This is a genomic window from Pseudaeromonas paramecii (assembly GCF_039540575.1).
Lineage (GTDB): Bacteria > Pseudomonadota > Gammaproteobacteria > Enterobacterales > Aeromonadaceae > Pseudaeromonas > Pseudaeromonas paramecii.
The window spans coordinates 113,543-138,429 of the sequence record NZ_BAABFC010000012.1 but is presented as its reverse complement, the minus strand read 5'-3'; the positions used below and the strand labels follow the sequence as shown (position 1 = coordinate 138,429).

Sequence of the window (24,887 nt, the reverse complement as noted above, 5' to 3'; positions counted from 1 at the left end):
TCACTCCAATTGTTGGAACATGGCGATGGCTTGCTGGCGCGCCAGGGCGTGATCCACCATGGGCGCCGGATAGTCCCTCAGCCCCTTGATCCGCAGCCAGTCGTGGGGGGTATGGAGGTAAGCGTCGGGCACCGCGGCCAGCTCCGGGAGCCAGCGGCGGATGAAATCACCCTTGGGATCGAAACGTTGCCCCTGGGTGGTGGGATTGAAGACCCGAAAGTAGGGCGCGGCATCGGCCCCGGTGCCGGCCGCCCACTGCCAGCCGCCGTTGTTGGCGGCCAGATCCCCGTCGACGAGCCGGCTCATGAAGTAGTCCTCTCCCTGCCGCCAGGAGAGGTGCAGATCCTTGGTCAGAAAGCTGGCCACTATCATGCGCAGCCGGTTGTGCATCCAGCCGGTCTGGTTCAGGCAGCGCATGGCCGCATCGACGATGGGGTAACCGGTGCGCCCCTGGCACCAGGCGGCGAAGGCGGCCTCATCCTGCCGCCAGGCCAGTGCCCGGGTGTGCAACTGGAAGGGCTGATCCATCGACAGCCTGGGCTCCAGCACCAGCAGGTGCCGGTAAAATTCCCGCCAGATGAGCTCATTGAGCCAGGCAAAGCCCGGCTCGCCCCGGGAAAACGGCAGCCGGCCAAGCCGCTGTTGCAGGGCCGCCAGACACTGCCGGGGACTCAGGATGCCGGCTGCCAGATAGGCCGACAGCCGCGCGGTACCCTCCCGGGCCGGCAGATCCCGCTGTGACTCGTAGTCGAGCACGGCGCGCTCCAGAAACTGCGTCAGGCGCGCTTCGGCCGCCCCCTCCACCACCGGCCAGTCCGCCAGCACCCGGGCCTCCAGGGCCGTGGGCCGCGGCAGTGACATCGGCTGCCAGCCCAGGGGCGCAGCCACCGGCCCAGGCGGCGGTAACACTGTGCTGCCCTGGGCGGCCAGCGCCTTGAGCCAGGCCCGGCTGAAGGGGGTGAACACCTTGAAGGCTTCCCCCTTGCCGGTGAGCACGCTGCCCGGCGGTAGCACGCAGCAACCGGGCACAAAGTGGCAGGGCACCGACAGTTGCCGGCTCACCGCCGCATCGCGCCGGCGCTCATCGACCTCAATGGCCGAAATGGCATGCAAGGCCCTGGCTCCCCGGGCCTGCACCAGGGCCGCCAGCGCCGCCGGCACCTCATCAAACCAATCCACCTCCAGCCGATGCAGCCGAATGCCCAGCTCGGCCAGGACCGCCCCCAGCTCATTCAGCCGCGCCAGCAAGAAACGCTCGCGCACCTGGGCCATCTGGTGTCGCCGCCACTGGGCACGGCTGATGATGAACACCGCCTCGACCGTCTGGTTTTGCTGCCGGGCCTGCCGCACGGCGGCACTCAGGGCCGGATGGTCCACGAGGCGCAGATCCTGACGAAACCACACCAGTTGCATCTTAGGCCTCCTCGCCGTCCACCTGGGCCAGCCAGGCGGTGAGGCTCTGGCAGACCGGCGCCCCCAGGCTCGCGCCATCGTAGAGCTGGGCCAGCTCGCCCAGCAGTACTGTGCCGTCGGGCCAGGGTTCCCCCAGCTCACCAGACAGGCCGGCCCCCAGCAGCACCAACAGCGGGCCATTGAGGCGCGGCGCCAGCAGACGCGCCTCCCGCACCGACAGCTGACGCAGCAGGGTCACGGCAAAGCCGGCCTCACGGGCCTCCAGCGCCGTCAGCACCAGGGCCAGCGGCGGCAGTCGTCCCGCCCCGGCCAGGGTGAGGGGACGCCCCTTGTCCTGAGCCACCAGCCGACGGCCGAAGTAGAGCTCGAGAAACTGGAGCGCGAAGGCCTGCAGGGCCGCTCCATCCGGGCGTTCCGGCAACTGGGCCAGCCGCTCAAGCCAGGGAGTCAGCACCTGACGGCGCCACAGCGGCAACGGATAACTGGCGCTGAGCTCGCTCAATAAGGACTCAAGCCGCCGCTGGTTGAGGGCCAGCAAGGCCTCGTCCAGCGCATCGATGCGATCCCGCCAGTGATCCCCAGGCTCGGCCGGGCTCGAAGCCGGCTGCGCCAGCAACGCAGGCACCTGACCTATGCTGACCCCCAGCTCCAGCCAGGCCAGTATGCGGCGGATCAGCTCGATATCCTGCTGGCTGTAGAGACGGTGGCCCTTGTCGGTGCGGGCCGGCTCCACCAGGCCATAACGGCGTTGCCAGGCCCGCAGGGTGACCGGGTTGACCCCGGTCAGGCGAGCCACCTCGCGGATGGGATAAAGGAGGGGTTCGGTCACAGGCTATACCTCAGTTTGAGACTCTCCGGATGCGGATTCAGGTAGACCTGCTGCTCCAGATAGGGATTGGGATGTTCCCGCAAGTAGTGGCGGATCAGGGTCAGGGGCACCAGCAGCGGCAACAGGCCGAGACGGTACTTATCTATGGTGTCGGCCAGCTCCTGGCGTTGCCCCGGAGAGAGGAACCGCTTGAAGTAGCCTTGCAGGTGCTGCAACACATTGGTGTGACCCCGGCGGCTGGCGCAGCGGGTCAGGGCCGGCATCAGCCGCGCTATGTACTCATCAGCCACCTGCTCCAACGGACGGCCCTTGAGACGGCCCAGCAGGCGCCCCAGGGAGCGGTAGGCCTCCGGCGCATGGCAGAGCACCAGATATTTGTAGCGGGAGTGAAATTCCAGCAGGCGTGCCGCCGTCAGGCCGCCATGACACAGCTGCTGCCAGTCGTGATAGGCAAACACCCGCAGCACAAAGTTCTCCCGCAGCAGGGGATCGTTGAGGCGGCCCTCCTCCTCCACCGGCAGCAGCGGATGAGCATCCATCAGGGCGCGGGCATACAACCCCACCCCTTCCTTGACCGCGCCCTGGGTACCGCCGTAGACCTTGACCCGTTCCATGCCGCAGCTGGGGGACTTGGCACACAGTATGTAGCCGGAGAGAAAGCCCAGCTCACGCACCTGCTGCTGGCTGAAGGCGATGAGCCGCTCGGTGACATCGAAGCTGCCGTTGCTCGCCTCGGCACGCACTTCTCCCGCGCGCTTCACCAGCCGGATGGCCGGCCGCGGCGCCCCCAGGCCGATGGCCATTTCGGGACACACGGGATGAAAGTCGAAATGCTCGCCCAACTGCTGCTCGCAAAAGGAGGAGCGCTTGTGACCGCCATCGAACCGCACAGGTGCGCCCAATAGACAGGCGCTGATCCCCACCTTTATCTTGTACATGGTATATCTCCTTGTATAAGTATCTTGGTTATAGCACTTATACAAAGAAAGGCAAGTTGTACAACTAACTCAAGTTGCGAGTCCCCGCCAAACGACCTGGCCGCCCCAGCCTGGCTCCGCGATCCTGCTGACCTTTTCGCCGCAGGACGCCACCTTTGTCTTGGATAAGATGCGCGAAATGGAGAATGAGGGTTGTCACAGGACGGCGCGGCGGAATATGTTAGACTTCGGTATAATTTGGGTTCGAGTCTGTGTTTTTCGAACATAAATCAATCGTTCACCCGGCCCGCCTCGGACTCGCCCAGCAATCAGGATTTAGGGAACCAGCATGCGCGCAGAATTTGTGAATCCGTTTCTCATCTCATTGATGAACGTCTTGAACACCATGGCTCAGCTGGAACTAAAGCCGGGTGCCCCGCGCAAGAAGAGTGATGAGCTGGCCCGGGGTGATGTCTCCGGTCTCATCGGCATGGTAGGCCCCCAGACCCGTGGTTCCTTCTCCATCAGCTTCGACAAGGGCCTGGCCCTGGAGATCATGCGCCGCATGCTGGGGGAGGCCCCCAGCACCATCAATGAAGAAGTCACCGACATGGTGGGGGAAATCACCAACATGGTGACGGGTGGCGCCAAACGAATACTTGGCGAGAAGGGTTACGACTTCGACATGGCCACCCCCGTGGTGGTGGCCGGCCCCAATCACTCCATCGCCCACAAGGCCGACAGCACCAAGATCATGATGCCTTTCGAGTGCGAATACGGTAAGGCCACCATCGAAATCTGCTTTGAATAAAGGCGCTTAGCCCGTATTCTGCGGGAGTCTTTTTTGAGCAACGGAGCTCCGTCTGTCCATGGGTAAGCTAATCAAGTGGTCACTTCTCGCCCTGGTGGTGGCCCTCATCGTCTCCAACATCAACATCAAGACGTCCCTGTACAAGGCCAAGGACAACAGCGTGGAGATCAGCTTCCCCCAGTGGAAGACCCAGACCCCCTGGCTCTATCTGTATTGGACCCCCGGGGTATGGCGCTGGCAGTTCTACAAGGGTGAGCGTCATCAATACCCCGAGCAGCTGCCGGCGGACGACGAGACCCAACGCCACTAAGTCGAGAACAACCGCCGCCTTGTCCAACCCGGAACAGGCGGCGTCTGGCTAGCGCAACTCCCCCTGGACAGTCACCTGCAGGCGCCGAGCGCCCCCCGCAAGCCTGTGCTCCCCCAACCAGATGCCCTGCCAGGTGCCCAACGCCAGTCGGCCCTCACTGATGGGCAACATCACAGAGACCCCCAGCAAGGACGCGAGAATGTGCGCCGGCATGTCATCGGCGCCTTCCAGCACATGGCGATAGTAGGAGGCGCTCTCAGGCACCAATCGGGTCAGAAAGCCTGCCAGGTCGTGGCGAACATCCGGGTCACAGTTTTCATTGAGGGTCAGGGATGCCGAGGTGTGCAACAGGTGCAGCTGCACCAGCCCCACCCGCAGGCTTGTTAACTCAGGCAACTGCTGCACTATCTCGTCGGTGACCAGGTGAAAGCCCCGGGCCCGGGGCCGCAGGCTCAGTTGCCGGGAGAGCCACATGCTAGCAGTACTCCACCTGCACCCGGGGGGTGAGCTTGGTGACCAGCTCGTAGGGAATGGTGCCGATATAGCGCGCCACCTCTTCCACCGGCAGCTGGGCGCCCCACAGGATCACCTCATCACCCACCTTGTCCTGGGCCTCGGGGCCCAGTTCCACCGTCATCATGTCCATGGAAACCCGCCCCACCACCGGTACCCGCCGGCCGTTGAGCCACACCGGTGTGCCGTTGGGCGCATTACGCGGATAACCATCACCGTAGCCCACCGCCACCACCCCCAGACGGGTATCCCGCGGGCTGGTCCAGTGACCGCCATAACCCACCGACTCACCGGCCTTGAGCTCACGCACCGCGATGAGGCCACTCTTTAGGGTCATCACCGGCTGCAAGCCGTGCTCGGCCCCCGTCTTGTCGGCAAAGGGCGACACGCCATAGAGCATGATGCCGGGCCGTACCCAGTCGGCATGGGCAGCGGGCCAGGCCAGAATGCCGGCCGAGCTGGCCAGGGTGCACTGGCCGCCGAGCCCCTGGGTCAAGCGCTTGAACAGGGCAATCTGTTGCGGCGTCACCGGGCTGTCCAGCTCGTCGGCGCAGGCGAAGTGGGTCATCAGGTTGAAGGGCTGGCGCACGTTGGCACAGCGGGCCAGCCGGGCACAGAAGGCCTCGGCCTCTTCGGGGCGCACCCCCAGCCGATGCATGCCGGTATCCAGCTTGACCCAGATGGTCAGGGGATGGGGCAGTTCGGCCTGCTCCAGGGCCTCAAGCTGCTCCCAGGAATGCACCGCCGTCTGCAGGTTGTTGGCCGCCAGCACCGGCAAGTCCTCCGGGCTGAAGAAGCCTTCGAGCAGCAGCACCGGCTTGACGATGCCACCGCTGCGCAGCATCAGCGCCTCTTCGATGCGCGCCACGGCATAACCGTCCGCCGCCTTGAGGGTCTGTGCCACCTTGAGCAGGCCATGGCCATAGCCGTTGGCCTTGACCACCGCCATCAGCTTGGCGTGCGGACAGCATTGCTGAACCACCTGCAGGTTGTGCTGCAGGGCCTGAGTGTGGACCTGGGCGGTGGCCACCTTCATGTTACGTCCTTAGTAGTCGTCGTCGTAAGCCGGGCCGGCGTAGTTGTCGAAACGGGAGAACTGGCCCTGGAAGGTCAGGCGCACCCGACCGATGGGGCCGTTACGCTGCTTACCTATGATGATTTCGGCAATCCCCTTGTCGGGACTGTCATCGTGATAGACCTCATCGCGGTAGATGAACATGATGAGGTCAGCGTCCTGCTCGATGGAGCCGGATTCGCGAAGATCCGAGTTGACCGGGCGCTTGTCCGCCCGTTGCTCCAGACTCCGGTTGAGCTGGGACAGGGCGATGACGGGCACCTGCAGCTCCTTGGCCAACGCCTTGAGGGAGCGGGAAATTTCGGCAATTTCCAGGGTCCGGTTATCGGAGAGGGAGGGCACCCGCATCAGTTGCAGGTAGTCGATCATGATCATGCTTAAGCCCCCATGCTCCCGCGCCACCCGGCGGGCCCGGGAGCGCAGCTCGGTGGGAGTCAGGCCGGAGGAGTCATCGATGTACATCTTGCCCCGCTCCAGCAGCATGCCCATGGTGGAGGAGAGCCGTCCCCAGTCGTCGTCGTCCAGCTGACCGGTCCGCACCCGGTTCTGCTCGATCCGGCCCAAGGAGGCCAGCATACGCATGATGATCTGCTCGGAGGGCATTTCCAGGGAGAAGATCAGCACCGGCTTGTCGGAGGTCAGGGCGGCGTGCTCGCACAGGTTCATGGCGAAGGTGGTCTTCCCCATGGAGGGACGGGCGGCCACTATGATGAGATCCGAGGATTGGAAGCCGGCGGTCATCTTGTCCAGATCCGTATAGCCGGAGGAGACCCCGGTGACGCCGTTGTGGGGCTGACGGAACAGCTCCTCAATCTTGTCGACGGTTTTCTCCAGTACCACCCGCAAGGACTGAGGGCCTTCCGATTCGCTGGCCCGCTGCTCGGCGATCTTGAACACCTTGCTCTCGGCCAGATCCAGCAGGTCGGCGGCATTGCGCCCCTGGGGATCGAAACCGGCCTCGGCGATCTCGTGGGCCACCGAGATCATCTCCCGCACCACGGCCCGCTCCCGTACTATGTCGGCATAGGCGGCGATGTTGGCGGCGCTGGGGGTGTTCTTGGCGATCTCAACAAGATAGGCAAAGCCCCCCACCTCGGCCAGCTGCTCGTGATTTTCCAGCGCCTCCTGCAGGGTGATGAGATCCAGCGGATGGCCCCGCTCCGCCAATCGTGTCATGGCGGCGAAGATCAGCCGATGGGGCCGGCTGTAGAAATCCTGCTCCACCACCCGCTCGGCCACCCGATCCCAGGCCTGGTTGTCCAGCAACAGGCCACCCAGCACGGACTGTTCCGCCTCGAAGGAGTGCGGCGGCAGCTTGAGCTGTTCGACACGGGCGTCGGTCCGGGTTTTGGAGGGTTCAGCCATGACAGGTACCAAAGAAAAATCGGGTGCTCATTATCGGCATTTTTGCGCCGCTGAGCAAAAGATGATGTGCCCATTTCCCCGCCAAGTAATCCGGGTATTCCGACGGTTTATCTACTATTGCTCGGTTTTATCGATTGTTGTATGCCAGACAAACGGAATTGACTTGCTGCCGAGGGCCTCTAGGATGGAGTCTCACCTTACACTTGGGATCATGAAGATGAAAAAATGGTTTTCCCTTGTCGCCGTCCTGCTGGTCACCCTCTCCCTGGGCCTGGCCACCACGGCGGAGGCCGCCAAGTTCGGCGGCAGCAAGTCATTCGGCAAGAGTTACCGCACCGCGCCGAGTCAGCCCAAAGCTCAAACGGTCAACAGCAGCAAGCCCACTGTCGCGCCGCAGCGCAACAAGTCTGGTCTGATGGGCGGTCTGTTGGGCGGCCTGCTGGCCGGCGGCCTGTTCGCCTGGCTGCTGGGCAGCGGCGCCTTCGAAGGTCTGCAAATCATGGACATGCTGTTGATGGCGGGTATCGCCTTCGTGCTGTTCAAGCTGTTCCGCAGCATGACCCAGAAGCGGCAGCAGGCCATGAGCCCGGCCTATGGCGCTCCAGCCGGCTCCTTTGGCCAACCCCAGTCTTTTGAACCGGCACATTCACAGTCTTTCGAGTCCAATCAGACCGCGGCCGGCGGCACCACCACACAGGATGGCGTGCCCTTCGAGCTGCCGCCTGGCTTTGATGCCCAAGCCTTCGTCAACGAGGCGCGGGATCACTATCGCCAGCTGCAACAAGCCTGGAACAAAAATGATCTGGCCAAGATCGCCGAGTACGTCAGCCCCGAGCTGCTGGCCGCCCTGCAGGCCGAGCGAGCCCAGCACCCGGGTGAACAGTTCACCGAGGTGCAGTTTGTCGATGCCGAGCTGGTGCGTGCGCAATACGACAGTCAGCAAGCCGAGCTGAGTGTCCGCTTCAGCGGCCGCTATCGGGATGGTCAAAGCCAGCAGGAGTTCCCCATCCAGGAAATCTGGCACCTGGAGCGCCGTCTGGACGAGCCCGGTCGCCCCTGGATCATCGTCGGGCTGGAGGAGGCATAAGCCCGTAGTAACCACGAGCCCCAACATAGAAACGGCGCCTTTGGGCGCCGTTTTGTTATCGAGGGGAATGGCTCACTTGAGCAGCGCCAGCAACACCCCGGCGGCCACCGCCGAGCCCAGCACCCCCGCCACATTGGGTCCCATGGCATGCATCAACAGGAAGTTCTGGTGATTGACTTCTTGCCCCACCTTGTTGGCTACCCGGGCGGCCATGGGAACTGCCGAGACCCCGGCAGCCCCGATCAGCGGGTTGATGGGCTCCTTGCTGAAGCGATTGAGCAGCTTGGCCATCAAGACACCGCCTGCCGTCCCTATGCCAAAGGCGATGGCCCCCAGCACCAGGATCCCCAGGGTTTCCAGGTGCAGGAACTTGTCGGCAGAGAGTTTGGAACCGACGCCCAACCCCAGGAAGATGGTGACTATGTTGATGAGCTCGTTCTGCGCCGTCTTGGACAGACGCTCCACCACGCCACACTCCCGCATCAGGTTACCCAGGCAGAACATGCCCACCAGGGGGGTGGAGGCCGGCAGGAACAAGACGGTCAACAGCAGCACCATCAGGGGAAACAGCACCTTCTCCTTCTTGCTCACCGGGCGCAGCTGGGCCATGACGATCTTGCGCTCCTCCACCGTGGTCAGCGCCCGCATGATGGGCGGCTGAATGATGGGTACCAGGGCCATATAGGAGTAGGCCGCCACCGCGATGGCCCCCAGCAGATCTGGCGCCAGACGGGATGACAGGAAGATGGCCGTCGGGCCGTCCGCCCCACCAATGATGGCGATGGAAGCCGCCTCCTTGAGGGTAAACTCGAAGCCCGGCACCAGATTCAACAGCACGGCCCCCATCAGGGTGGCGAAGATGCCAAACTGAGCCGCCGCCCCCAGCAGTAATGTCTTGGGATTGGCGATCAAGGCCCCAAAGTCCGTCAGGGCGCCGACCCCCATGAAGATCAGCAAGGGGAAGACCCCGGACTCGATCCCCACGTGGTAGACGTAATAGAGCAGGCCACCGGGCTCGGTAAAGCCGGCATTGGGGATATTGGACAGCACGGCACCAAAGCCAATGGGCACCAGCAGCAAGGGTTCAAACCCCCGCACTATGGCCAGATAGAGCAGCAGCCCCCCCACAGCCATCATGCAGATCTGCCCCAAGGTAAAATTGGCCAGACCCGTGTCCAGCCAGAGGGTCATCAAACCATCCATGTCGCTACTCCCTTACCCCAGCAACAGCAGGCTATCACCTGCACCGACGGCATCGCCGTTCTTCACCACCACGCCAGAGACCACGCCATCCCGGGCAGCCCGGATCTCGGTCTCCATCTTCATGGCCTCCATCACCAACATGACCTGGCCTTCTTTTACCGCCTGACCGGCACTCACCAGCACCTTGAAGATGGTGCCCGACAAGGGGGCTTTCACCGGCTCAGCCTGGCTGCTGGTCACGGGCGTGACTGGCGCCGGTGAGGGTGCCGCCGTCGCCGGTACTATCTGGCTGATCTGGCCGGACTCGGCCACCTCCACCTGATACAGCTGGCCATTGACCCGGACATCATAGGCCTGCGGGCCGGTACGCACGGGGCTGGCCATCGGCGGGACAACCACATCAATGTCCTCCGGTTCGCTACCGGGTGCCGGCTCAAAGGCGTCCGCGTTGCCACGGTTAGCCAGGAATTTGAGCCCCACCTGTGGGAAGAGGGCATAGGTGAGCAGATCGTCCACCGTCAGCGCAGCCACATCCAGGCCCGCATCTCCGGCCTTCTGTCGCAATTCAGCCGCCAGTGCCTCTTGCTCCGGCGGCAGCAGATCCGCCGGTCGACAGCTGATGGGGGCCGCGCCCTCCAGCACCCTGGCCTGCAAGGCCCCATCCACAGGTGCCGGGGTGGCGCCATACTCGCCCTTGAGGATGCCTGCGGTCTCCTTGGCAATGCTCTTGTAGCGCTCGCCCAGCAACACATTCATCACCGCCTGAGTACCCACTATCTGGGAGGTGGGGGTAACCAGGGGGATGTAGCCCAGATCTGCCCGAACCCGCGGTATCTCTTGCAACACCTCATCCATCCGGTCGCCGGCACCTTGTTGCTTGAGCTGGCTCTCCAGGTTGGTAAGCATGCCGCCTGGCACCTGGGCCAGCAGAATGCGCGAATCGATACCCTTCATGCTGCCTTCGAACTTGGCGTACTTCTTGCGCACATCCCGGAAGTAGATGGCGATCTCTTCCAGCAGCTTGAGATCCAGTCCGGTGGCATGCTCACTCTCCTCCACCATGGCCACCACGGTTTCGGTGGGCGAATGGCCATAGGTCATGCTCATGGTGGAGATGGCGGTATCCAGAATATCGATGCCTGCGTCGATGGCCTTCATATGGGTCGCCAGACTCAAGCCCGTAGTGGCATGACAATGCAGCGCCAACGGCAGATCCACTTCCGCCTTGAGCGCCTTGATCAGGTTCTCGGCTTCGTAGGGACGCAACAGACCGGACATATCCTTGATACACAGGGAATGACATCCCATGTCCTGCAACCGTTTGGCCATGTCGACCCACATGGACAATTCGTGCACTGGACTGGTGGTGTAGCAGATGGTGCCTTGGGCGTGGGCGCCGACTGAGACTGCCGACTCCACCGCCGTTTGCAGGTTCCGCACGTCATTCATCGCATCGAAGATGCGAAACACATCCATGCCATTGTCATGGGCCCGCTCCACGAACTTGCGCACCAGGTCGTCGGCGTAGTGGCGATAGCCCAACAGGTTCTGCCCCCGCAGCAGCATCTGATGCGGCGTATTGGGCATGGCCTTCTTCAGCAGGCGCAGACGCTCCCAGGGATCCTCCCCCAAGAAGCGGATACAGGCATCAAAGGTGGCCCCACCCCAGCTCTCGATAGACCAGTAACCCACCTGATCGAGTTTCTCTGCGATGGGCAACATGTCCTCGACCCGCAACCGGGTGGCCAGCAAGGATTGGTGGGCATCGCGCAGAACCACTTCTGTGATGGCCAAAGGCTTAGTCATGATTGTTCTCCTGTAGCTTTATCCAACGCATAGGGATTCAGAGTTACTGGCGGCGGTGTTGATGCACGGCAGTGCTGATGGCGGCCACCAACTGCGGGTCCAGATCGGCGGTATGTGGGACATGACCAACGGCATTGGGTTGAGACTGTGCTGAGGTAGGTTCGGCGGCAAAACGGGCCAATAGATTGACCGCACCCACCATGATCCCCAGCAACAGATACACGAAACCCATGCCAATGATGAGCAGCTTGAATGCCTCGAGCAGCATGGCTGAGATATCCATGTCGTAGACTCCCTGTCTTGGATAATCGATGAAAGACTCATGCAAAACAGGTCTACTGTAACCGGATCCCGTGACCAAAAAGTGGTCATGGCTCACAGGGGGCCAGGTGAAGATAGCAAGGCGGGATCTGACGCACAGAAGCGCCCGATGGTCAGGCACAGGGAATCGCAGGAACAGGAAGAAAGACAGAAGGAAATGGCGCGCCCGAGAGGATTCGAACCTCTGACCACCTGGTTCGTAGCCAGGTACTCTATCCAGCTGAGCTACGGGCGCGGGATATTTTGATAACACTAAAAGACAAGATGGCGCGCCCGAGAGGATTCGAACCTCTGACCACCTGGTTCGTAGCCAGGTACTCTATCCAGCTGAGCTACGGGCGCAGGATATTTTGGTAACACTGAAAGATAAGATGGCGCGCCCGAGAGGATTCGAACCTCTGACCACCTGGTTCGTAGCCAGGTACTCTATCCAGCTGAGCTACGGGCGCAGTATCGATAAGTGTAACAGCTTGTAGATGGCGCGCCCGAGAGGATTCGAACCTCTGACCACCTGGTTCGTAGCCAGGTACTCTATCCAGCTGAGCTACGGGCGCGTAATGGCGGTGAGGGAGGGATTCGAACCCTCGATGCGGCTATAAACCGCATGCGCCCTTAGCAGGGGCGTGCCTTCAGCCTCTCGGCCACCTCACCGTTGCGGGGGCAGATATTACTTTGCAGGAAAAATAAGTCAAACACTTTTTCCCCCACCCCAACCGTTCGCGCAGCAAATAGTCAGATAGCTGTTTGCTTAAACAAATCAGGGTGTTCAAGCCGATTGGGTGCGCTAAAAAACAAAAAGGCGACATAACGTCGCCCTTTCTCAATACTGTTCGCCTTGCGGCAACTCGTCGCCTTTTTCGGCTTGGATGCGCATATAGATCTCTTCCCGGTGTACCGATACTTCCTTGGGAGCATTCACACCGATCCGCACCTGATTGCCCTTCACACCCAGGACAGTCACCGTCACTTCGTCACCGATCATCAGGGTTTCACCCACCCGGCGAGTCAAAATAAGCATTCGCTCACTCCTTTGTTCTGACCATTCAGACAAATTGAACCGTCATTATCGACTAAATGCAGGAAAAATATAAGAACCTGCTTGTTAATTATTGTTCATCCCAGAGACATCGGCGCCTTGCGCCAGCCCAAAGGCATCATGCAGGGCGCGCACCGCCAGCTCCAGGTACTTCTCATCGATGGCCACGGAAATCTTAATCTCCGAGGTGGCAATCAGCTGCATGTTGATCCCCTCCCGGCCCAGACACTCGAACATGGTCCGCGCCACTCCGGGATGATTCCACATCCCCAGGCCCACGATGGACACCTTGGCCATGGTCTCGTTGGTTTGCACACAATCGGCCCCCAGCTCATCGGCCACCTGCTCCAGCAGGGTACGGGCACGGCGAAACTCTTCCCGGTTAACGGTGAAGGTAAAGTCCGCCGTCCCATCGCCCAGGGTGTTCTGCACTATCATGTCGACATCGATATTGGCATCGCTGATGGGGCCCAGGATCTGCGCCGCCACGCTAGGTTTGTCCGGCACACCCAATATGGTGAGGCTGGCCTCCTGGCGGCTGAAGGCGATACCAGAGACGAGGGGTGATTCCATGCTTGGTTCTCCATAGGTGATCAGGGTGCCCTCACCCTCATCGAAGCTCGACAACACCCGCAAGGGCACCCGATATTTACCGGCAAATTCCACCGAGCGGATCTGCAATACCTTGGCTCCCAGGCTGGCCAGCTCCAGCATCTCCTCGAAGGTGATACGAGGCAGGCGGCGCGCCTTGGGCTCGATGCGGGGATCCGTGGTGTAGACGCCATCCACATCGGTGAAGATCTGGCACTCGTCGGCCTTAAGGGCGGCCGCCAGTGCCACCGCCGTGGTATCCGAGCCCCCACGGCCCAGGGTGGTGATGCGGCCATCCGGGCCGCGCCCCTGAAATCCGGCCACCACAGCCACCTGGCCGGTCGCCAGGCACTGTTGCAGCGGCTGCTCATCAATGGTCAGGATCCGTGCCTTGGCGTGACTGGCATCTGTGTGGATCCCGGCCTGCTCACCGGTGAAGGAGCGCGCAGCGCAGCCCAGCTTACGCAGGGCGATGGCCAGCAGACCAATGGTAACCTGCTCACCGGTGGCCAGCAGGACATCCATCTCTTCGGGCGAGGCATCCAGATCCAGCCCTCGCGCCAGCCCCAGCAAGCGGTTGGTCTCGCCCGACATGGCCGAGACCACTACCACCAACCGATGCCCCATCTGCTGCAAGGTACACACCCGTCGCGCCACCGCCTCGATTCGCTCGAGACTGCCTACCGAGGTGCCACCAAATTTCAGTACCAGCAGGGCCATGGACTCTCCTTCCGCCGTGTTTACAGACGTTCTTCCAGCCAGGGTTGTACGCTGGCCAGGGCCGCCGGCAGCGCCTCGGGTTGGGTACCCCCCGCCTGGGCCATGTCAGGGCGGCCACCGCCCTTGCCACCCACTTGGGAAGCCACCAGGTTCACCAGCTCACCCGCCTTGACCTTGCCGGTCAAATCGGCCGTCACACCAGCAATCAGGCTGACCTTGCCGTCACTGACGGTCGCCAGCAGCAGGACGCCGGATTGCAGGCGGTTTTTAAGATCGTCCAGGGTCGTGCGCAAAGACTTAGCGTCGATGCCGTCCAGCTCCGCCACCAGCACCTTCTGGCCGTTGATGGACATGACCTGTCCCAGCAGACCGGCACCCGCCTGGGCAGCCAGCTTGCTCTTGGCCGCCTCCAGCTCACGCTCCAGCAGACGGGTCCGCTCCATAAACTGACGCACCCGGGTGGCGATAGAGAACTGATCGCCCTTCACCAACTCGGCAGCGGCATCGATCTGCTCGCCCAGCTGATGCATATATTCAATGGCCGCCTGACCGGCCACGGCCTCAATCCGACGGATGCCCGCCGCCACCCCGCTTTCAGAGATGATCTTGAAGAAGCCGATGTCACCGGTACGCTGGGCATGGGTCCCACCACACAGCTCGGTGGAGAACTCGCCCATGTTAACCACCCGAACTTCGTCCTCGTACTTCTCACCAAACAGCGCCATGGCCCCCACCTGCTTGGCATCGTCCAGCGCCATGAGTTGGGTTTGTACCGGCGCGTTGGCACGGATCTGGGCGTTCACCAGCTCTTCCACGCGTCGGATGGTGCCATTGGTCATGGGTTCGAAGTGGGAGAAGTCAAAGCGCAGCCGATCAGGCCCCACTTGTGACCCCTTCTGAGTCACGTGTTCGCCCAGCGTCTGCCGCAAGGCGGCATGCAGTAGGTGAGTGACGGAGTGATGGGCCGCCGTCGCCAGGCGGCGCTCACCGTCCACGCTGGCCAGCACTGACTGACCCACGGCAAACTGACCCACTTCCACATAGCCCTTGTGCACCACGGCACCGCCGAGCTTTTGGGTATCGCAAACGGCAAACAGACTATCGCCATGCTGCAACAGACCCGCATCGCCCACCTGGCCGCCGGACTCGGCATAGAAGGGGGTGGTCGCCAGCACTATCATGGCTTCATCACCGGCCTTGAGTTCGGAAACGGCCTGATCCCCCACATAGATGGCGGTGATCTGGCTCTCGCCCTGCAGCTGGTCGTAACCGACAAACTCACTGCTGTGGTCGATCTTCAGCTGCTTGTTGTAATCCACGGTGAAGGCGGATGCGCCCTTGGCGCGTTCCCGCTGCTTCTCCATCTCTCGCTCGAAACCCGCCTCGTCGATGTCATAACCGCGATCCCGTACCACATCCGCGGTCAGATCCGCGGGGAAGCCATAGGTATCGTACAGTTTGAACACCAACTCGCCAGGGATCTGCTTGCTATCACCAAGACTTTGCAGGGCCTCTTCCAGCAACGCCAGGCCACGGTCCAGGGTGCGGCTGAACTGTTCCTCTTCCTGCTTGAGCACCCGCTCCACCACCGGCTGCTGGCTCTTGAGTTCCGGATAGGCATCCCCCATCAGCTCGGCCAGGGTACCCACCAATCGGAAGAAGAAGGACTCCTTTGCCCCCAGCAGCCGACCATGACGGGCGGCGCGGCGGATGATGCGGCGCAGCACGTAGCCACGGCCTTCGTTGGACGGCATGACACCGTCGGCGATCAGGAAGGAGCAGGAACGGATGTGGTCGGCGATGACCCGCAGGGACTTGTTCTCCAGATCCTGGGTACCCGTGATCTCGGCCACCACCTTGATCAGGCGCTGGAAGATATCGATCTCGTAGTTGGAGTGCACGCCTTGCATGATGGCGGCAATCCGCTCAATCCCCATGCCGGTATCTACCGACGGCTTGGGCAAGGGCTCCAGGGTGCCATCCGCCTGACGGTTGAACTGCATGAACACCACGTTCCAGATCTCGATGAAGCGATCGCCATCTTCTTCAGCAGAGCCAGGAGGGCCACCCCAGATCTGATCACCGTGGTCGTAGAAAATTTCGGTGCAGGGACCACAAGGACCCGTATCCCCCATCTGCCAGAAGTTGTCGGAGGCATAGGGAGCCCCCTTGTTATCGCCGATGCGGATGATGCGCTCGGCCGGGATGCCCATCTCCTTGGCCCAGATGTCGTAGGCCTCATCATCGGTTTGATAGACAGTGACCAGCAGCTTGTCTTTCGGCAGCTGCAGCACCTCGGTCAGAAAGCCCCAAGCAAAGCGGATGGCATCCTGCTTGAAGTAATCGCCAAAGCTGAAGTTCCCCAGCATTTCGAAGAAGGTATGGTGGCGGGCCGTGTAGCCCACATTATCCAGGTCATTGTGCTTACCGCCGGCCCGCACGCAGCGCTGGGCCGTGGTGGCGCGGCTGTAGTTACGGGTATCACTGCCCAGGAACACATCCTTGAACTGGTTCATACCGGCATTGGTGAACAGCAGCGTGGGATCGTTATGGGGAACCAGGGAGCTGGAGGACACCACCTGGTGGCCTTGAGAGCGGAAATACTCGAGAAACGCCGTGCGTATCTCTGATGTGGACATGTACATGAATAACCTGCTTGGTTCGAAATGGGGTTGGATGCTTAACCGGCATAATTTAAAAGTTATCCCGGTCAAAGTAAAACCGACCGCTCATGCGGAGACAGAAAAAGCCAAGGCTCCCACTAAGGGGAGCCTGGTTTAGATAAGGTGGAGAGGGCGTAGTGGATCTGATCCTGATTGAAGCCGCGACGCTGCAAGAAGCCCATCAGGCGCCGGCGAGCCGCCAGATCCAGCGGCGCGGCCCCCTGGCGCCGCTGCGCCAGCTGAGCGGCCAGCTCAAACCAGTCATAGCCCTCAGCGCTAAGCTGTTCACGCACCTGGTCACCGACCAAGCCGCGCTGAGCCAGTTCAAAGGCAATCTTACGTGGCCCTTGCCCCCGAGCCGCCCGGCTGTGCACCGCCTGCTCAAGCAACCGGCGCTCATCCAGCCAGCCATGTTCGCGACAGTGCTGCAGGACCCCCTCCACCACAGACGCGGGCAGGTCGCTCAGCAGCTGGCGCAGCTCCTGCTCTGAATGATCCCGCCGGGCCAACCGCCCCATCACCCGGCGCAACGCCAGTTTGAAAGGGCTCTCTTGCACGTCCACCATCCGGCTCCGTCAGGTGTTAGAACTCGTTGTCGGCGAAGCTGGCTTCATCATCCAGCTCGGCGTCAGCCTGTTCGCCTGCCGTCACCGCATTACCGGATTCCTGATTGGTCAACAGCAGCTCCCGCAGCTGGCGCTCGATGGCCTCGGCCACCGGTAGATTTTCCTGCAGGTATTTCATGACGTTGGCCTTGCCCTGACCAATCTTATCGCCCTGATAGCTGTACCAGGCCCCCGCCTTGTCGATGAGCTTGCACTTGACCCCCAGATCCACCAGTTCGCTTTCCTTGGAGATGCCGGCACCGTAGAGGATCTGAAATTCGGCCTGCTTGAAGGGCGGCGCCACCTTGTTCTTGACTACCTTGACCCGGGTTTCGTTACCGACGATCTCATCCCCTTCCTTGATGGCACCGGTACGGCGGATATCCAGACGCACAGAGGCGTAGAACTTGAGGGCGTTACCGCCTGTGGTGGTTTCCGGGTTGCCGAACATGACACCGATCTTCATGCGGATCTGGTTGATGAACACCACCAGACAGTTGGCCCCCTTGATGTTACCGGTGAGCTTACGCAGCGCCTGGGACATCAGCCGCGCCTGCAGGCCCACGTGGGAGTCGCCCATCTCGCCCTCGATTTCCGCCTTGGGGGTCAGCGCCGCCACCGAGTCGACTATGATGACGTCCACGGCATTGGAGCGTACCAGCATGTCGCAGATCTCCAGGGCCTGTTCCCCGGTATCCGGCTGGGAGACCAGCAGATCATCCACCTTGACCCCCAGCTTGGCGGCATAGATGGGATCCAGGGCATGTTCGGCATCGATGAAGGCACAGGTCTTGCCTGCTTTTTGCGCCTGGGCGATGACCTCCAGGGTCAAGGTGGTTTTACCGGAGGATTCGGGTCCGAAGATTTCCACGATCCGACCAAACGGCAGGCCGCCGATGCCTAGCGCGATATCCAGCGACAAGGATCCGGTGGAGACGGTCTCAACATCCAGCGCCTGGGTATCGCCTAACCGCATGATGGAGCCCTTGCCGAATTGCTTTTCGATCTGACCCAAGGCGGCGGCCAAGGCTTTCTGTTTGTTTTGATCCATAGGGGACTCCAGTACGCAGGAATTCAGTCATTAGGTGTGCTGTTGAGTATACTGTTCATTCGTACAGTATCAAGTAGAAATAGTGTCTAGCGCCTCACACAGGTGCAACAGCGCCGCTGCTATGGCCTGTTGCCGCACCGCTTGGCGATCACCGGCAAAGTGGTGGCAGTGAGTTTGCACCTGGCCCGCGGTAAGGCCCCAGCCAATCCAGACGGTCCCCACCGGCTTATCCGGCGTGCCGCCGTCAGGACCGGCGATGCCGCTGATGGCCACCGCCACCTGAGCGAGGGAATGGGCCAAGGCACCCGCCACCATCTCGGCCACCACAGCGCCACTCACGGCACCGTGCTGGGCCAGGGTGGTGGCGCTCACCCCCAGCATCTGCTGTTTGGCCTCATTGCTGTAGGTGATGAAGCTGCGATCAAACCAGGCGGAACTTCCTGATACTTCTGTGATGGCGTATGCTACACCTCCGCCCGTGCAGGACTCCGCCGTGCTCGCCATCCAGCCGCGCCCCTTGAGGGCCTGCCCCAGACGCACTGCCAACTCCTCGATAGGCTGTTTCATTTCTTTGTCCGCCCGTTCAACCAAAAAGCCAAGCCATTATGCAATCTGCCAACTTTGACCCGCAAGCCAAGGCTCAGCATACCCCCATGATGCATTGGTGACTAACAATTGATTTATCTATTTATTTTTTAACTTAAAACCAGAAAACCACGTTTTAACCTACGTTTTTGTCACTACTACCGCTGACAGACCCTCCCAATCTGAACAGATCTCTTCCCTCTAAGTTTCCTACAAACACACCCAAAAAATACGAATACAAATCAGCCGTCTTCCAATAAATCTCAGACCTATATCCCTCATGTGAACTCACGGAGATCGCTCTCCATCATGTTGTTTGCTCAGGAGGCTATATGGCTCATTTGGTCGAATCCATGGCGTATGTGGGCGAGACGCCCTGGCATGGTTTGGGTAATCCCCTCTCCCCTCATCAACCTATCGAAACCTGGTTGGTGGAAGCGGGCATGGACTGGCATATCGCGCAAAGCGATGTGCTGTTTAACGTGGCGCCGGACGGTCTGCATATCCGCCCGCACAGCGATGCCAAGGTGCTTTACCGCTCGGATACTCTGGCGCCTCTGTCGGTGGTGTCCAACCGTTACAAGGTGGTGCAGCCCGCCGAGGTGCTGCACTTCTATCAGGACTTGGTGAGTGCCGGTGGCTTTGAGCTGGAGACGGCCGGGGTGCTCAAGGGCGGCCGCAAGCTGTGGGCCCTGGCCCGTACAGGCCAAGAATCGGCCTTGCGCGGTGGCGACAAGGTGAAGGCTTATCTGTTGCTGGCCACCAGCTGTGACGGTTCCCTGTGTACCACGGCCCAGTTCACTTCCGTCAGGGTGGTCTGTAACAACACCCTACAGATGGCCACCGACCACAGCCAGGGCGCCATCAAGGTGCCCCACTCCACCCAGTTTGACCCGGCAGCGGTCAAGCAGGCGCTGGGCCTAGGTCTGTCCGGCTGGGAGCAATTTATGCGCTCCTTGAAGGACTTGAGCCAGCGGCCTGTCTCGCGCCAAGAGGCGCAGGACTATTTCAGCCTGGTGCTGGACGAGGCACTGCCGGAGAACCCGGATATCAGCCCGTCGAAGACCATGCAGCAGGTGATGGCCCTTTATCAGGGCGATGGCATGGGCGCCACCCTCTCCTCCAGCAAGGGCACCGCCTGGGGTCTGCTCAACGCCATGACCGAGTACGTGGACCATCACCGTCGCGCTCGCAACCAGGACTACCGTCTGGATGCCGCCTGGTTTGGTCAAGGCGCCCAGCTCAAGCACAAGGCCCTCAACCAGGCCCTGACCCTGCTGCACTAATCCCCGCAGTTTCCAACGCAGACATACGCCCTCCCCGGACTGGCTCACACCAATCCGGGCGGGCGGCTATGCCGTGTTACAAGGAGTCCACGATGAAAACCCGTTACGCCAATGCCATCCGTCTGGCATCGACCCGCGACATGCATCGCGAGCAGTGGTTAGCGCTACGGCAGTTGGGCATTGGTTCGTCCGATGCCGCCGTGGCCGTTGGCCTGTCCCCCTACAAATGTCCCCTGTCGTTGTGGCTGGAGAAAACCGGGCGCAAGCCCCCGGAAGATCTGTCCGACAAGCCCGCCGTGTTGTGGGGCATCGAGCTGGAGCCCGTGCTGGCCCAGGTGTATGCCAAGCGCACCGGCTACAAGGTCCGCCGGGTGAATGCCATTTTGCAGCACCCCGCGTATCCCTTCATGTTGGCCAATCTCGACCGGGAGATCGTCGGTCACCCGGACGGCCCCGGCATCCTGGAGATCAAGACCGCCAGCTATCACAGTGCGCCACAGTGGGAGGACGGTATCCCCATCGCCTATCAGTGCCAAGTGTTGCATCAGCTGGCTGTCACCGGCCACGCCTGGGCGGAGGTCGCGGTGCTGATTGGTGGCCAGGACTTCCGGCTGTACCGGATTGAGCGGGACAACGACAAGATTGCCGATCTGATTGCACGTGAAGCGGCCTTTTGGCAGGCGGTCACCGAGGATAGACAACCCGCACCGGATGGCTCTGCCGACGCCGCCCAGGCCCTGGGCTGGCTGTTCCCCAAAGACGATGGCCTGACCCTGGATCTATCTGACTCGGTCGAAGGCAACGCCCTGTTTAGCCAACTGCTGCAGCTGCGCGCCGAGAAAGAGTCCGTTGAACAGCAGGAGTCCCTGCTCAAGCAACGGCTGCAACTCACCCTGGGCGAGGCCTCAGCCGCCCAGTTTGCCGCCGGCAAGATCACCTGGAAGCGCAGCAAAGACCGGCAGATGGCCGATGTGGACAAGCTGGAGCAGGAGCACCCGGAACTGCTGGCGCAATACCGCAAGACCATTCCCGGCGTGCGCCGGTTCAACATTCAATCCACCAGAAGGAGTGCACCATGATCAAGGGACTCGCCATCACGCCGCCCATCATAGGGCGCATCGCCATCGGCCGGCTGGTGCAAAAACAGGACAAGTGGGTACCTGAGAAGGACGACAGCTTTACGCTCACCACCCAGATCCAGCAAAAATCCGGCTGGCTGCTGCATCCGCTGCATCAGCATTACTGCCAGGGACAGGAGCACGCCAAGCTGCGGGCCATCCCGGTACGGGTACTGTTCAATGACACTGAGCTGAACCTGCGGGCCGACTACAGTGCCTTCGACCGCCAGACCGGGCGTCCCCTGTGTGTCGGCAATGGTGAGTCCGCCCGGCGGATGACGGCACAAGGCGTGGAGGACGTCGCCTGTCCGGGGCCGGAGCGCTGCCCCTTTGGCTCCCAGCAGGGTTGCAAGCTGTATGGTCGTCTGAACCTGTATGTCGAAGGACAAGAGGATGAGCTGGGTAGCTTCATGTTTCGCACCACTGGCTACAACTCGGTGCGTACCCTGGCGGCACGGCTTAAGTACTTCGAGGCGGCCAGTGGCGGCCTGACCCGCTATCTGCCGCTGACTCTGCGCCTGCGGGCCAAGAGCACCACCCAGTCCTACCGGACCCCGGTGTTCTACGTGGATCTGACGCTGCGGGATAACCAGTCCCTGGCTGAAGCCATCAGCACGGCACGTCAACTGGCCCTGCAGGATGAGCAGGCAGGTGTGGATGTCATGGCCATGGAGCAGGCCGCCAGGCAATGCCTGCTTAACGGTCAGTTTGAGGATATGGATGAAGAAGTGCCGATGCTGCTGGAGGAGTTCTCACCGCCGGCAGAGGAGGAAACTAGCCAGACACCGGTCATCCCGCCGAACCGTCGGCTCCAGCCACGGGCGACGCCCCTGACCGGCAAGCTGGGCAAGGGCGCGACAGCCTCCCCCGCTTAAGTGATCTATTTACTGGCCAGGCGCTCTACCAGGTGGGACAGGGTGTCCAGCAGCAGGGTACGGTCTTGGCTGGTGAGCCGCTCCAGTTGTTGAGCCAGCACGATGCCCTGTTCCGAGGGCCGAGTACTGGACTCCCGCAACAAATCGGCGAGTTCACACTCAAAGATCTGGGCAAGCTCCGCCAGCCGCACCACGGTCGGCACCACCAGGCCGCGCTCCATTCGGGAGACCGCCTCCATCCCGATGCCCAACCGCTCGGCTACCTCCTCCTGTGTCAGTCCTTTTCGCTGGCGCTGTTTGGCTATCGCCAAGCCCACCGCCTTGCCCAACTCGTTCACGTTGATCCCGCTCATAGTTCCTCCCATTCGACCTGAATGGTTGGCTATGGGCGTATTGACAGGAAGGACTCAGCGAGTTGACTATCATCGCAATTGGTTGACTATCGACGCTCAAGGAGGAGTGTTTACCCCATCTGTGTGTTTAAGCCCGCTGCAGCGCGCCTGCAGCCACCAGGTTTGTCGCTCTGTCAGACGAACCTATTCATTGATATGACTCATTAAGGAAATCAGATATGCGCCGTTATCCCCTCATTGCGACTGTCGTCATGTTCATTATCGTTATGCTATCCGCCATGAGCGGTGATTACCCTAACCTGGGCTTCTGGGGGTACTTCTGGTACTTCATATTCGGCTCGCTGTTTATGGCGCTGGGCGCCATGGGCGGGGAACTCGTCCGCCGTTTTATACACCCGGATGTCCTGGTGGCAGAGGGCGCCGGCGACATGCTAAAGAAGCGTCTGTTCTGGAAATTTGGCCCGCAGTGCATCGGTGCCGTCATCGGCAGTGTTATCTGCGGCAGCTTTATGAATAACGTGCTGGGTTACTACGTTGGATAAGGACATCAAGATGAACAAATATCTCTTTGCAACCCTGCTGCTGGGGCTTGGCAGCCAGGCCTGGGCCTATGGAGAGGCCGGACACTGGAGCAGCGGCTGGGGCCAGGGCACCAGCGAGTACACCGCCGTGGTGGATGCCAAGAACAATCTCTATATCGCCTGCAACGACATCAAGAAAGTCGCCATGACCGCCACCGTAAATGGTAAGGAATATGGCTCCTACAGCGAGCAAGGCTTTGCCATCGAGGTGGACGGTACCCACTACGACACGCCCTACGAAACCGAGTCCCGGGTCGGCGAGAACAACTTCTTTGATATGTGGGACAAGATGCGCAAGGCCCAGACCATCACCGTCATCACTGCCGATGGCCAGAAGCTCAACGTGCCCACCAAGGACGCCGCCAGCGTATTGCCGGCGACAAAATCCCAGGAGTTCGATTGCTTAATGTGGAATGAGTAAACACTGCAATCCGCTGCTTGAACCCGATACGAGGAGGCCATGTGCCTCCTCTTTTTATTTGTCCGCGAGACAGGAGATCCCCATGCCTTCCTATCTACCCCCGCCCCTGCAAGACTTCGACGACGCCGGCTTCTGGCGAACCCTCTGGCGGCTGGCCCGCCGGGTCGGTCGCCACTTCGTCGAGATCTGCCTGCTGCTCTACTACACGGCGCAAAAGCCCAACCTGCCCCTGTGGGAAAAGCTGCTGATCTACAGCGCCCTGCTCTACTTCATCACCCCGCTGGATGTCGTCCCCGACTTCCTGCCCCTGGGACTGACTGATGATCTAGCCGTGCTCAGTGCCGCCCTGGCCAGTATCAGCGCCTTTATCGACGACGCCATTCGTGCGCAGGTCCGGCAACGCCTGCAGGAACTCTTCGGCCGCCGCTAGCCCAACCAATCAAGGAGACCATGATGCTCATTCCCTTTGACCGGGACGGGATCACCCTGCCCGTCTGTGACGAACTATTGTGCCTGGTGGATGACGTGGCGCAGCAAGCACCCCAGGCCCTGGCGAATAGTACCGCCATCACCTTCAACTTCCGCGATCCAGATTACGACCCGCAGCGTGGCGGCTTTCATCCGGTGGAAATTCGCCTGGTGCAAGGCCTCAACGGCTGGCTGTTCGACTACGTGACGGACTTCAGTTACCAGGGCCTGGGGCAGGATGCCGAGCTGTGTAAGGAGCTGGATTTCAACTTCCTGGATAGGGAGTACTTCATGCTGGGCTGGGGCGCATTACGCCATCAGCACGCCTGTGAGATCTTCTCGCTGTGGCAGCGTAACTTCCTGCACTACCAGAAGATGGGCTGCTTTGCTGTTACCGCCCAGAGCGAGTAGGAGGGAACATGGAACACACGCTGCCCATCTCCCTGACGGCATCGGTCATGGTGCAACAGTGGGCCCGCCTGGCGGGCCTGCAACCACAGCACACCGGCGAACGTTGGTTGCTGCACCTCACCCCCATGCTGCCCGTGGCCCTCAGCGGGCTAACGCAAACCACTACCCTGCAGCTCATCTGGTCGGGGCTGATCTGGCAGTTGGTCAGCATCAGCAATACCTCGGACTACTACGACCAGCATCAGGTCATCCAGGAGATCTGCTTTGATGCCCAGCGCCAGCACTACTGGCAGTTGCAATCCTGTCCATTGGCACAGGTGTCGGTGCCGCTGCTGGAACACTGTCTGGAGCAGTTGCAGCTGCAAATCCGTTTGGGCCAAGCGGTGATCCGCACTGACCCGCTGCCCAGGCCTTCCGCCACCGCACACCAACAACCGGCACGCCGGCCATCACCCCACCCCTGAATGGGACAA

Annotated in this window: 27 protein-coding genes and 5 tRNA genes; 11 read left to right on the top strand and 21 right to left on the bottom strand. The window is 61.3% G+C overall.

Features of this window, described 5'->3' with window-relative positions; genetic code table 11:
* From phrB to ABD847_RS09255, 3 genes are read right to left on the bottom strand one after another with little or no spacing between them, the layout of a single operon-like run.
* Positions 1-1,413, bottom strand: coding sequence for a deoxyribodipyrimidine photo-lyase (phrB, locus tag ABD847_RS09265; protein ID WP_345012245.1), 1,413 nt, complete (start codon positions 1,411-1,413; stop codon positions 1-3).
* A 1-nt stretch (position 1,414) separates the two neighbouring features.
* Complete coding sequence (locus tag ABD847_RS09260) at positions 1,415-2,242, bottom strand: MerR family transcriptional regulator (protein ID WP_345012242.1); 828 nt, start codon at positions 2,240-2,242, stop codon at positions 1,415-1,417.
* Positions 2,239-3,180 (bottom strand): YbgA family protein, encoded by a 942-nt coding sequence (locus ABD847_RS09255; RefSeq protein ID WP_345012240.1) that lies wholly within the window; start codon positions 3,178-3,180, stop codon positions 2,239-2,241. The genes ABD847_RS09260 and ABD847_RS09255 overlap by 4 nt, the downstream gene beginning before the upstream one ends.
* A 328-nt stretch (positions 3,181-3,508) precedes the next feature.
* Here ABD847_RS09255 and ABD847_RS09250 point away from each other — a divergent pair, with 328 nt between their 5' ends.
* Together ABD847_RS09250 and ABD847_RS09245 are read left to right on the top strand one after the other, a co-directional pair.
* Positions 3,509-3,970, top strand: a complete 462-nt coding sequence (locus ABD847_RS09250) for a chemotaxis protein CheX (protein ID WP_345012239.1) — start codon at positions 3,509-3,511, stop codon at positions 3,968-3,970.
* Between the two features lie 58 nt (positions 3,971-4,028).
* On the top strand, positions 4,029-4,280 hold the full coding sequence (locus tag ABD847_RS09245; protein ID WP_345012238.1) for a hypothetical protein: 252 nt from the start codon (positions 4,029-4,031) through the stop codon (positions 4,278-4,280).
* Between the two features lie 48 nt (positions 4,281-4,328).
* Here the strand turns inward: ABD847_RS09245 and ABD847_RS09240 are convergent, their stop codons facing one another.
* From ABD847_RS09240 to dnaB, 3 genes are read right to left on the bottom strand one after another with little or no spacing between them, the layout of a single operon-like run.
* Positions 4,329-4,754: a secondary thiamine-phosphate synthase enzyme YjbQ gene (locus ABD847_RS09240; RefSeq protein ID WP_345012237.1), complete on the bottom strand. Its 426-nt coding sequence runs from the start codon at positions 4,752-4,754 to the stop codon at positions 4,329-4,331.
* Position 4,755: 1 nt separating this feature from the next.
* Entirely contained in the window at positions 4,756-5,829 is a 1,074-nt protein-coding gene (gene alr / locus ABD847_RS09235; protein WP_345012235.1) for an alanine racemase, read from the bottom strand.
* A gap of 9 nt (positions 5,830-5,838) precedes the next feature.
* Positions 5,839-7,233 carry a replicative DNA helicase gene (dnaB, locus tag ABD847_RS09230; protein ID WP_345012233.1) on the bottom strand — a complete coding sequence of 465 codons (1,395 nt, stop codon included), beginning with the start codon at positions 7,231-7,233 and terminating at the stop codon, positions 5,839-5,841.
* A 217-nt stretch (positions 7,234-7,450) separates the two neighbouring features.
* Between dnaB and ABD847_RS09225 the strand changes: the two genes are divergently transcribed.
* Positions 7,451-8,320: a Tim44 domain-containing protein gene (locus ABD847_RS09225; protein ID WP_345012231.1), complete on the top strand. Its 870-nt coding sequence runs from the start codon at positions 7,451-7,453 to the stop codon at positions 8,318-8,320.
* Between the two features lie 72 nt (positions 8,321-8,392).
* On the opposite strand, the gene ABD847_RS09220 is transcribed toward ABD847_RS09225, so the two are convergent.
* The 14 genes from ABD847_RS09220 to ABD847_RS09155 all read right to left on the bottom strand — a co-directional run bounded on the left by ABD847_RS09220 (position 8,393) and on the right by ABD847_RS09155 (position 18,883).
* The gene (locus ABD847_RS09220) at positions 8,393-9,523 is read right to left on the bottom strand and encodes a sodium ion-translocating decarboxylase subunit beta (protein WP_425568448.1); all 1,131 of its coding nucleotides are present in this window, start codon (positions 9,521-9,523) and stop codon (positions 8,393-8,395) included.
* A 12-nt stretch (positions 9,524-9,535) separates the two neighbouring features.
* Positions 9,536-11,329 (bottom strand): sodium-extruding oxaloacetate decarboxylase subunit alpha, encoded by a 1,794-nt coding sequence (oadA, locus tag ABD847_RS09215; protein ID WP_345012229.1) that lies wholly within the window; start codon positions 11,327-11,329, stop codon positions 9,536-9,538.
* A 43-nt stretch (positions 11,330-11,372) separates the two neighbouring features.
* A complete protein-coding gene (locus ABD847_RS09210; protein WP_345012227.1) occupies positions 11,373-11,612 on the bottom strand; it encodes an OadG family protein in 240 nt (79 codons plus the stop codon).
* Positions 11,613-11,808: 196 nt separating this feature from the next.
* Positions 11,809-11,885, bottom strand: a tRNA-Arg gene (locus ABD847_RS09205).
* 30 nt (positions 11,886-11,915) lie between these two features.
* Positions 11,916-11,992: transfer RNA gene (locus tag ABD847_RS09200), tRNA-Arg, on the bottom strand.
* Positions 11,993-12,022: 30 nt separating this feature from the next.
* A tRNA-Arg gene (locus ABD847_RS09195) sits at positions 12,023-12,099 on the bottom strand.
* A gap of 28 nt (positions 12,100-12,127) precedes the next feature.
* Positions 12,128-12,204 (bottom strand) — tRNA-Arg (locus ABD847_RS09190).
* Between the two features lie 4 nt (positions 12,205-12,208).
* Positions 12,209-12,301, bottom strand: a tRNA-Ser gene (locus tag ABD847_RS09185).
* A gap of 169 nt (positions 12,302-12,470) precedes the next feature.
* Complete coding sequence (csrA, locus tag ABD847_RS09180; protein WP_345012225.1) at positions 12,471-12,668, bottom strand: carbon storage regulator CsrA; 198 nt, start codon at positions 12,666-12,668, stop codon at positions 12,471-12,473.
* Positions 12,669-12,752: 84 nt separating this feature from the next.
* On the bottom strand, positions 12,753-13,997 hold the full coding sequence (locus ABD847_RS09175; RefSeq protein ID WP_345012223.1) for an aspartate kinase: 1,245 nt from the start codon (positions 13,995-13,997) through the stop codon (positions 12,753-12,755).
* A 20-nt stretch (positions 13,998-14,017) separates the two neighbouring features.
* Positions 14,018-16,642, bottom strand: a complete 2,625-nt coding sequence (gene alaS / locus ABD847_RS09170) for an alanine--tRNA ligase (RefSeq protein WP_345012221.1) — start codon at positions 16,640-16,642, stop codon at positions 14,018-14,020.
* A gap of 116 nt (positions 16,643-16,758) precedes the next feature.
* Positions 16,759-17,217: a regulatory protein RecX gene (locus ABD847_RS09165; protein ID WP_345012219.1), complete on the bottom strand. Its 459-nt coding sequence runs from the start codon at positions 17,215-17,217 to the stop codon at positions 16,759-16,761.
* Positions 17,218-17,242: 25 nt separating this feature from the next.
* The gene (recA, locus tag ABD847_RS09160; protein WP_345012217.1) at positions 17,243-18,316 is read right to left on the bottom strand and encodes a recombinase RecA; all 1,074 of its coding nucleotides are present in this window, start codon (positions 18,314-18,316) and stop codon (positions 17,243-17,245) included.
* A 69-nt stretch (positions 18,317-18,385) separates the two neighbouring features.
* Positions 18,386-18,883 carry a CinA family protein gene (locus ABD847_RS09155; protein ID WP_345012215.1) on the bottom strand — a complete coding sequence of 166 codons (498 nt, stop codon included), beginning with the start codon at positions 18,881-18,883 and terminating at the stop codon, positions 18,386-18,388.
* Positions 18,884-19,233: 350 nt separating this feature from the next.
* Between ABD847_RS09155 and ABD847_RS09150 the strand changes: the two genes are divergently transcribed.
* From ABD847_RS09150 to ABD847_RS09140, 3 genes are all read left to right on the top strand, one after another.
* On the top strand, positions 19,234-20,187 hold the full coding sequence (locus tag ABD847_RS09150) for a DUF932 domain-containing protein (protein ID WP_345012213.1): 954 nt from the start codon (positions 19,234-19,236) through the stop codon (positions 20,185-20,187).
* A gap of 92 nt (positions 20,188-20,279) precedes the next feature.
* Positions 20,280-21,266: a YqaJ viral recombinase family nuclease gene (locus ABD847_RS09145; RefSeq protein ID WP_345012211.1), complete on the top strand. Its 987-nt coding sequence runs from the start codon at positions 20,280-20,282 to the stop codon at positions 21,264-21,266.
* Positions 21,263-22,180 carry a recombination directionality factor gene (locus ABD847_RS09140; RefSeq protein WP_345012209.1) on the top strand — a complete coding sequence of 306 codons (918 nt, stop codon included), beginning with the start codon at positions 21,263-21,265 and terminating at the stop codon, positions 22,178-22,180. Before ABD847_RS09145 ends, ABD847_RS09140 begins: the two co-directional genes overlap by 4 nt.
* Positions 22,181-22,185: 5 nt before the next feature.
* Here ABD847_RS09140 and ABD847_RS09135 read toward each other — a convergent pair whose 3' ends face one another.
* Positions 22,186-22,533 carry a helix-turn-helix domain-containing protein gene (locus ABD847_RS09135; protein ID WP_345012208.1) on the bottom strand — a complete coding sequence of 116 codons (348 nt, stop codon included), beginning with the start codon at positions 22,531-22,533 and terminating at the stop codon, positions 22,186-22,188.
* A 218-nt stretch (positions 22,534-22,751) separates the two neighbouring features.
* Here ABD847_RS09135 and ABD847_RS09130 point away from each other — a divergent pair, with 218 nt between their 5' ends.
* The 5 genes from ABD847_RS09130 to ABD847_RS09110 all read left to right on the top strand — a co-directional run bounded on the left by ABD847_RS09130 (position 22,752) and on the right by ABD847_RS09110 (position 24,878).
* Entirely contained in the window at positions 22,752-23,075 is a 324-nt protein-coding gene (locus ABD847_RS09130) for a hypothetical protein (RefSeq protein ID WP_345012207.1), read from the top strand.
* Between the two features lie 10 nt (positions 23,076-23,085).
* Positions 23,086-23,535, top strand: a complete 450-nt coding sequence (locus ABD847_RS09125) for a hypothetical protein (RefSeq protein ID WP_345012205.1) — start codon at positions 23,086-23,088, stop codon at positions 23,533-23,535.
* Positions 23,536-23,617: 82 nt separating this feature from the next.
* A complete protein-coding gene (locus ABD847_RS09120) occupies positions 23,618-23,965 on the top strand; it encodes a YkvA family protein (protein WP_345012202.1) in 348 nt (115 codons plus the stop codon).
* Positions 23,966-23,988: 23 nt separating this feature from the next.
* Positions 23,989-24,414: a DUF2787 domain-containing protein gene (locus ABD847_RS09115; protein WP_345012696.1), complete on the top strand. Its 426-nt coding sequence runs from the start codon at positions 23,989-23,991 to the stop codon at positions 24,412-24,414.
* A gap of 8 nt (positions 24,415-24,422) precedes the next feature.
* Positions 24,423-24,878 (top strand): hypothetical protein, encoded by a 456-nt coding sequence (locus tag ABD847_RS09110; RefSeq protein WP_345012200.1) that lies wholly within the window; start codon positions 24,423-24,425, stop codon positions 24,876-24,878.
* The last annotated feature ends 9 nt before the right edge of the window (positions 24,879-24,887 follow it).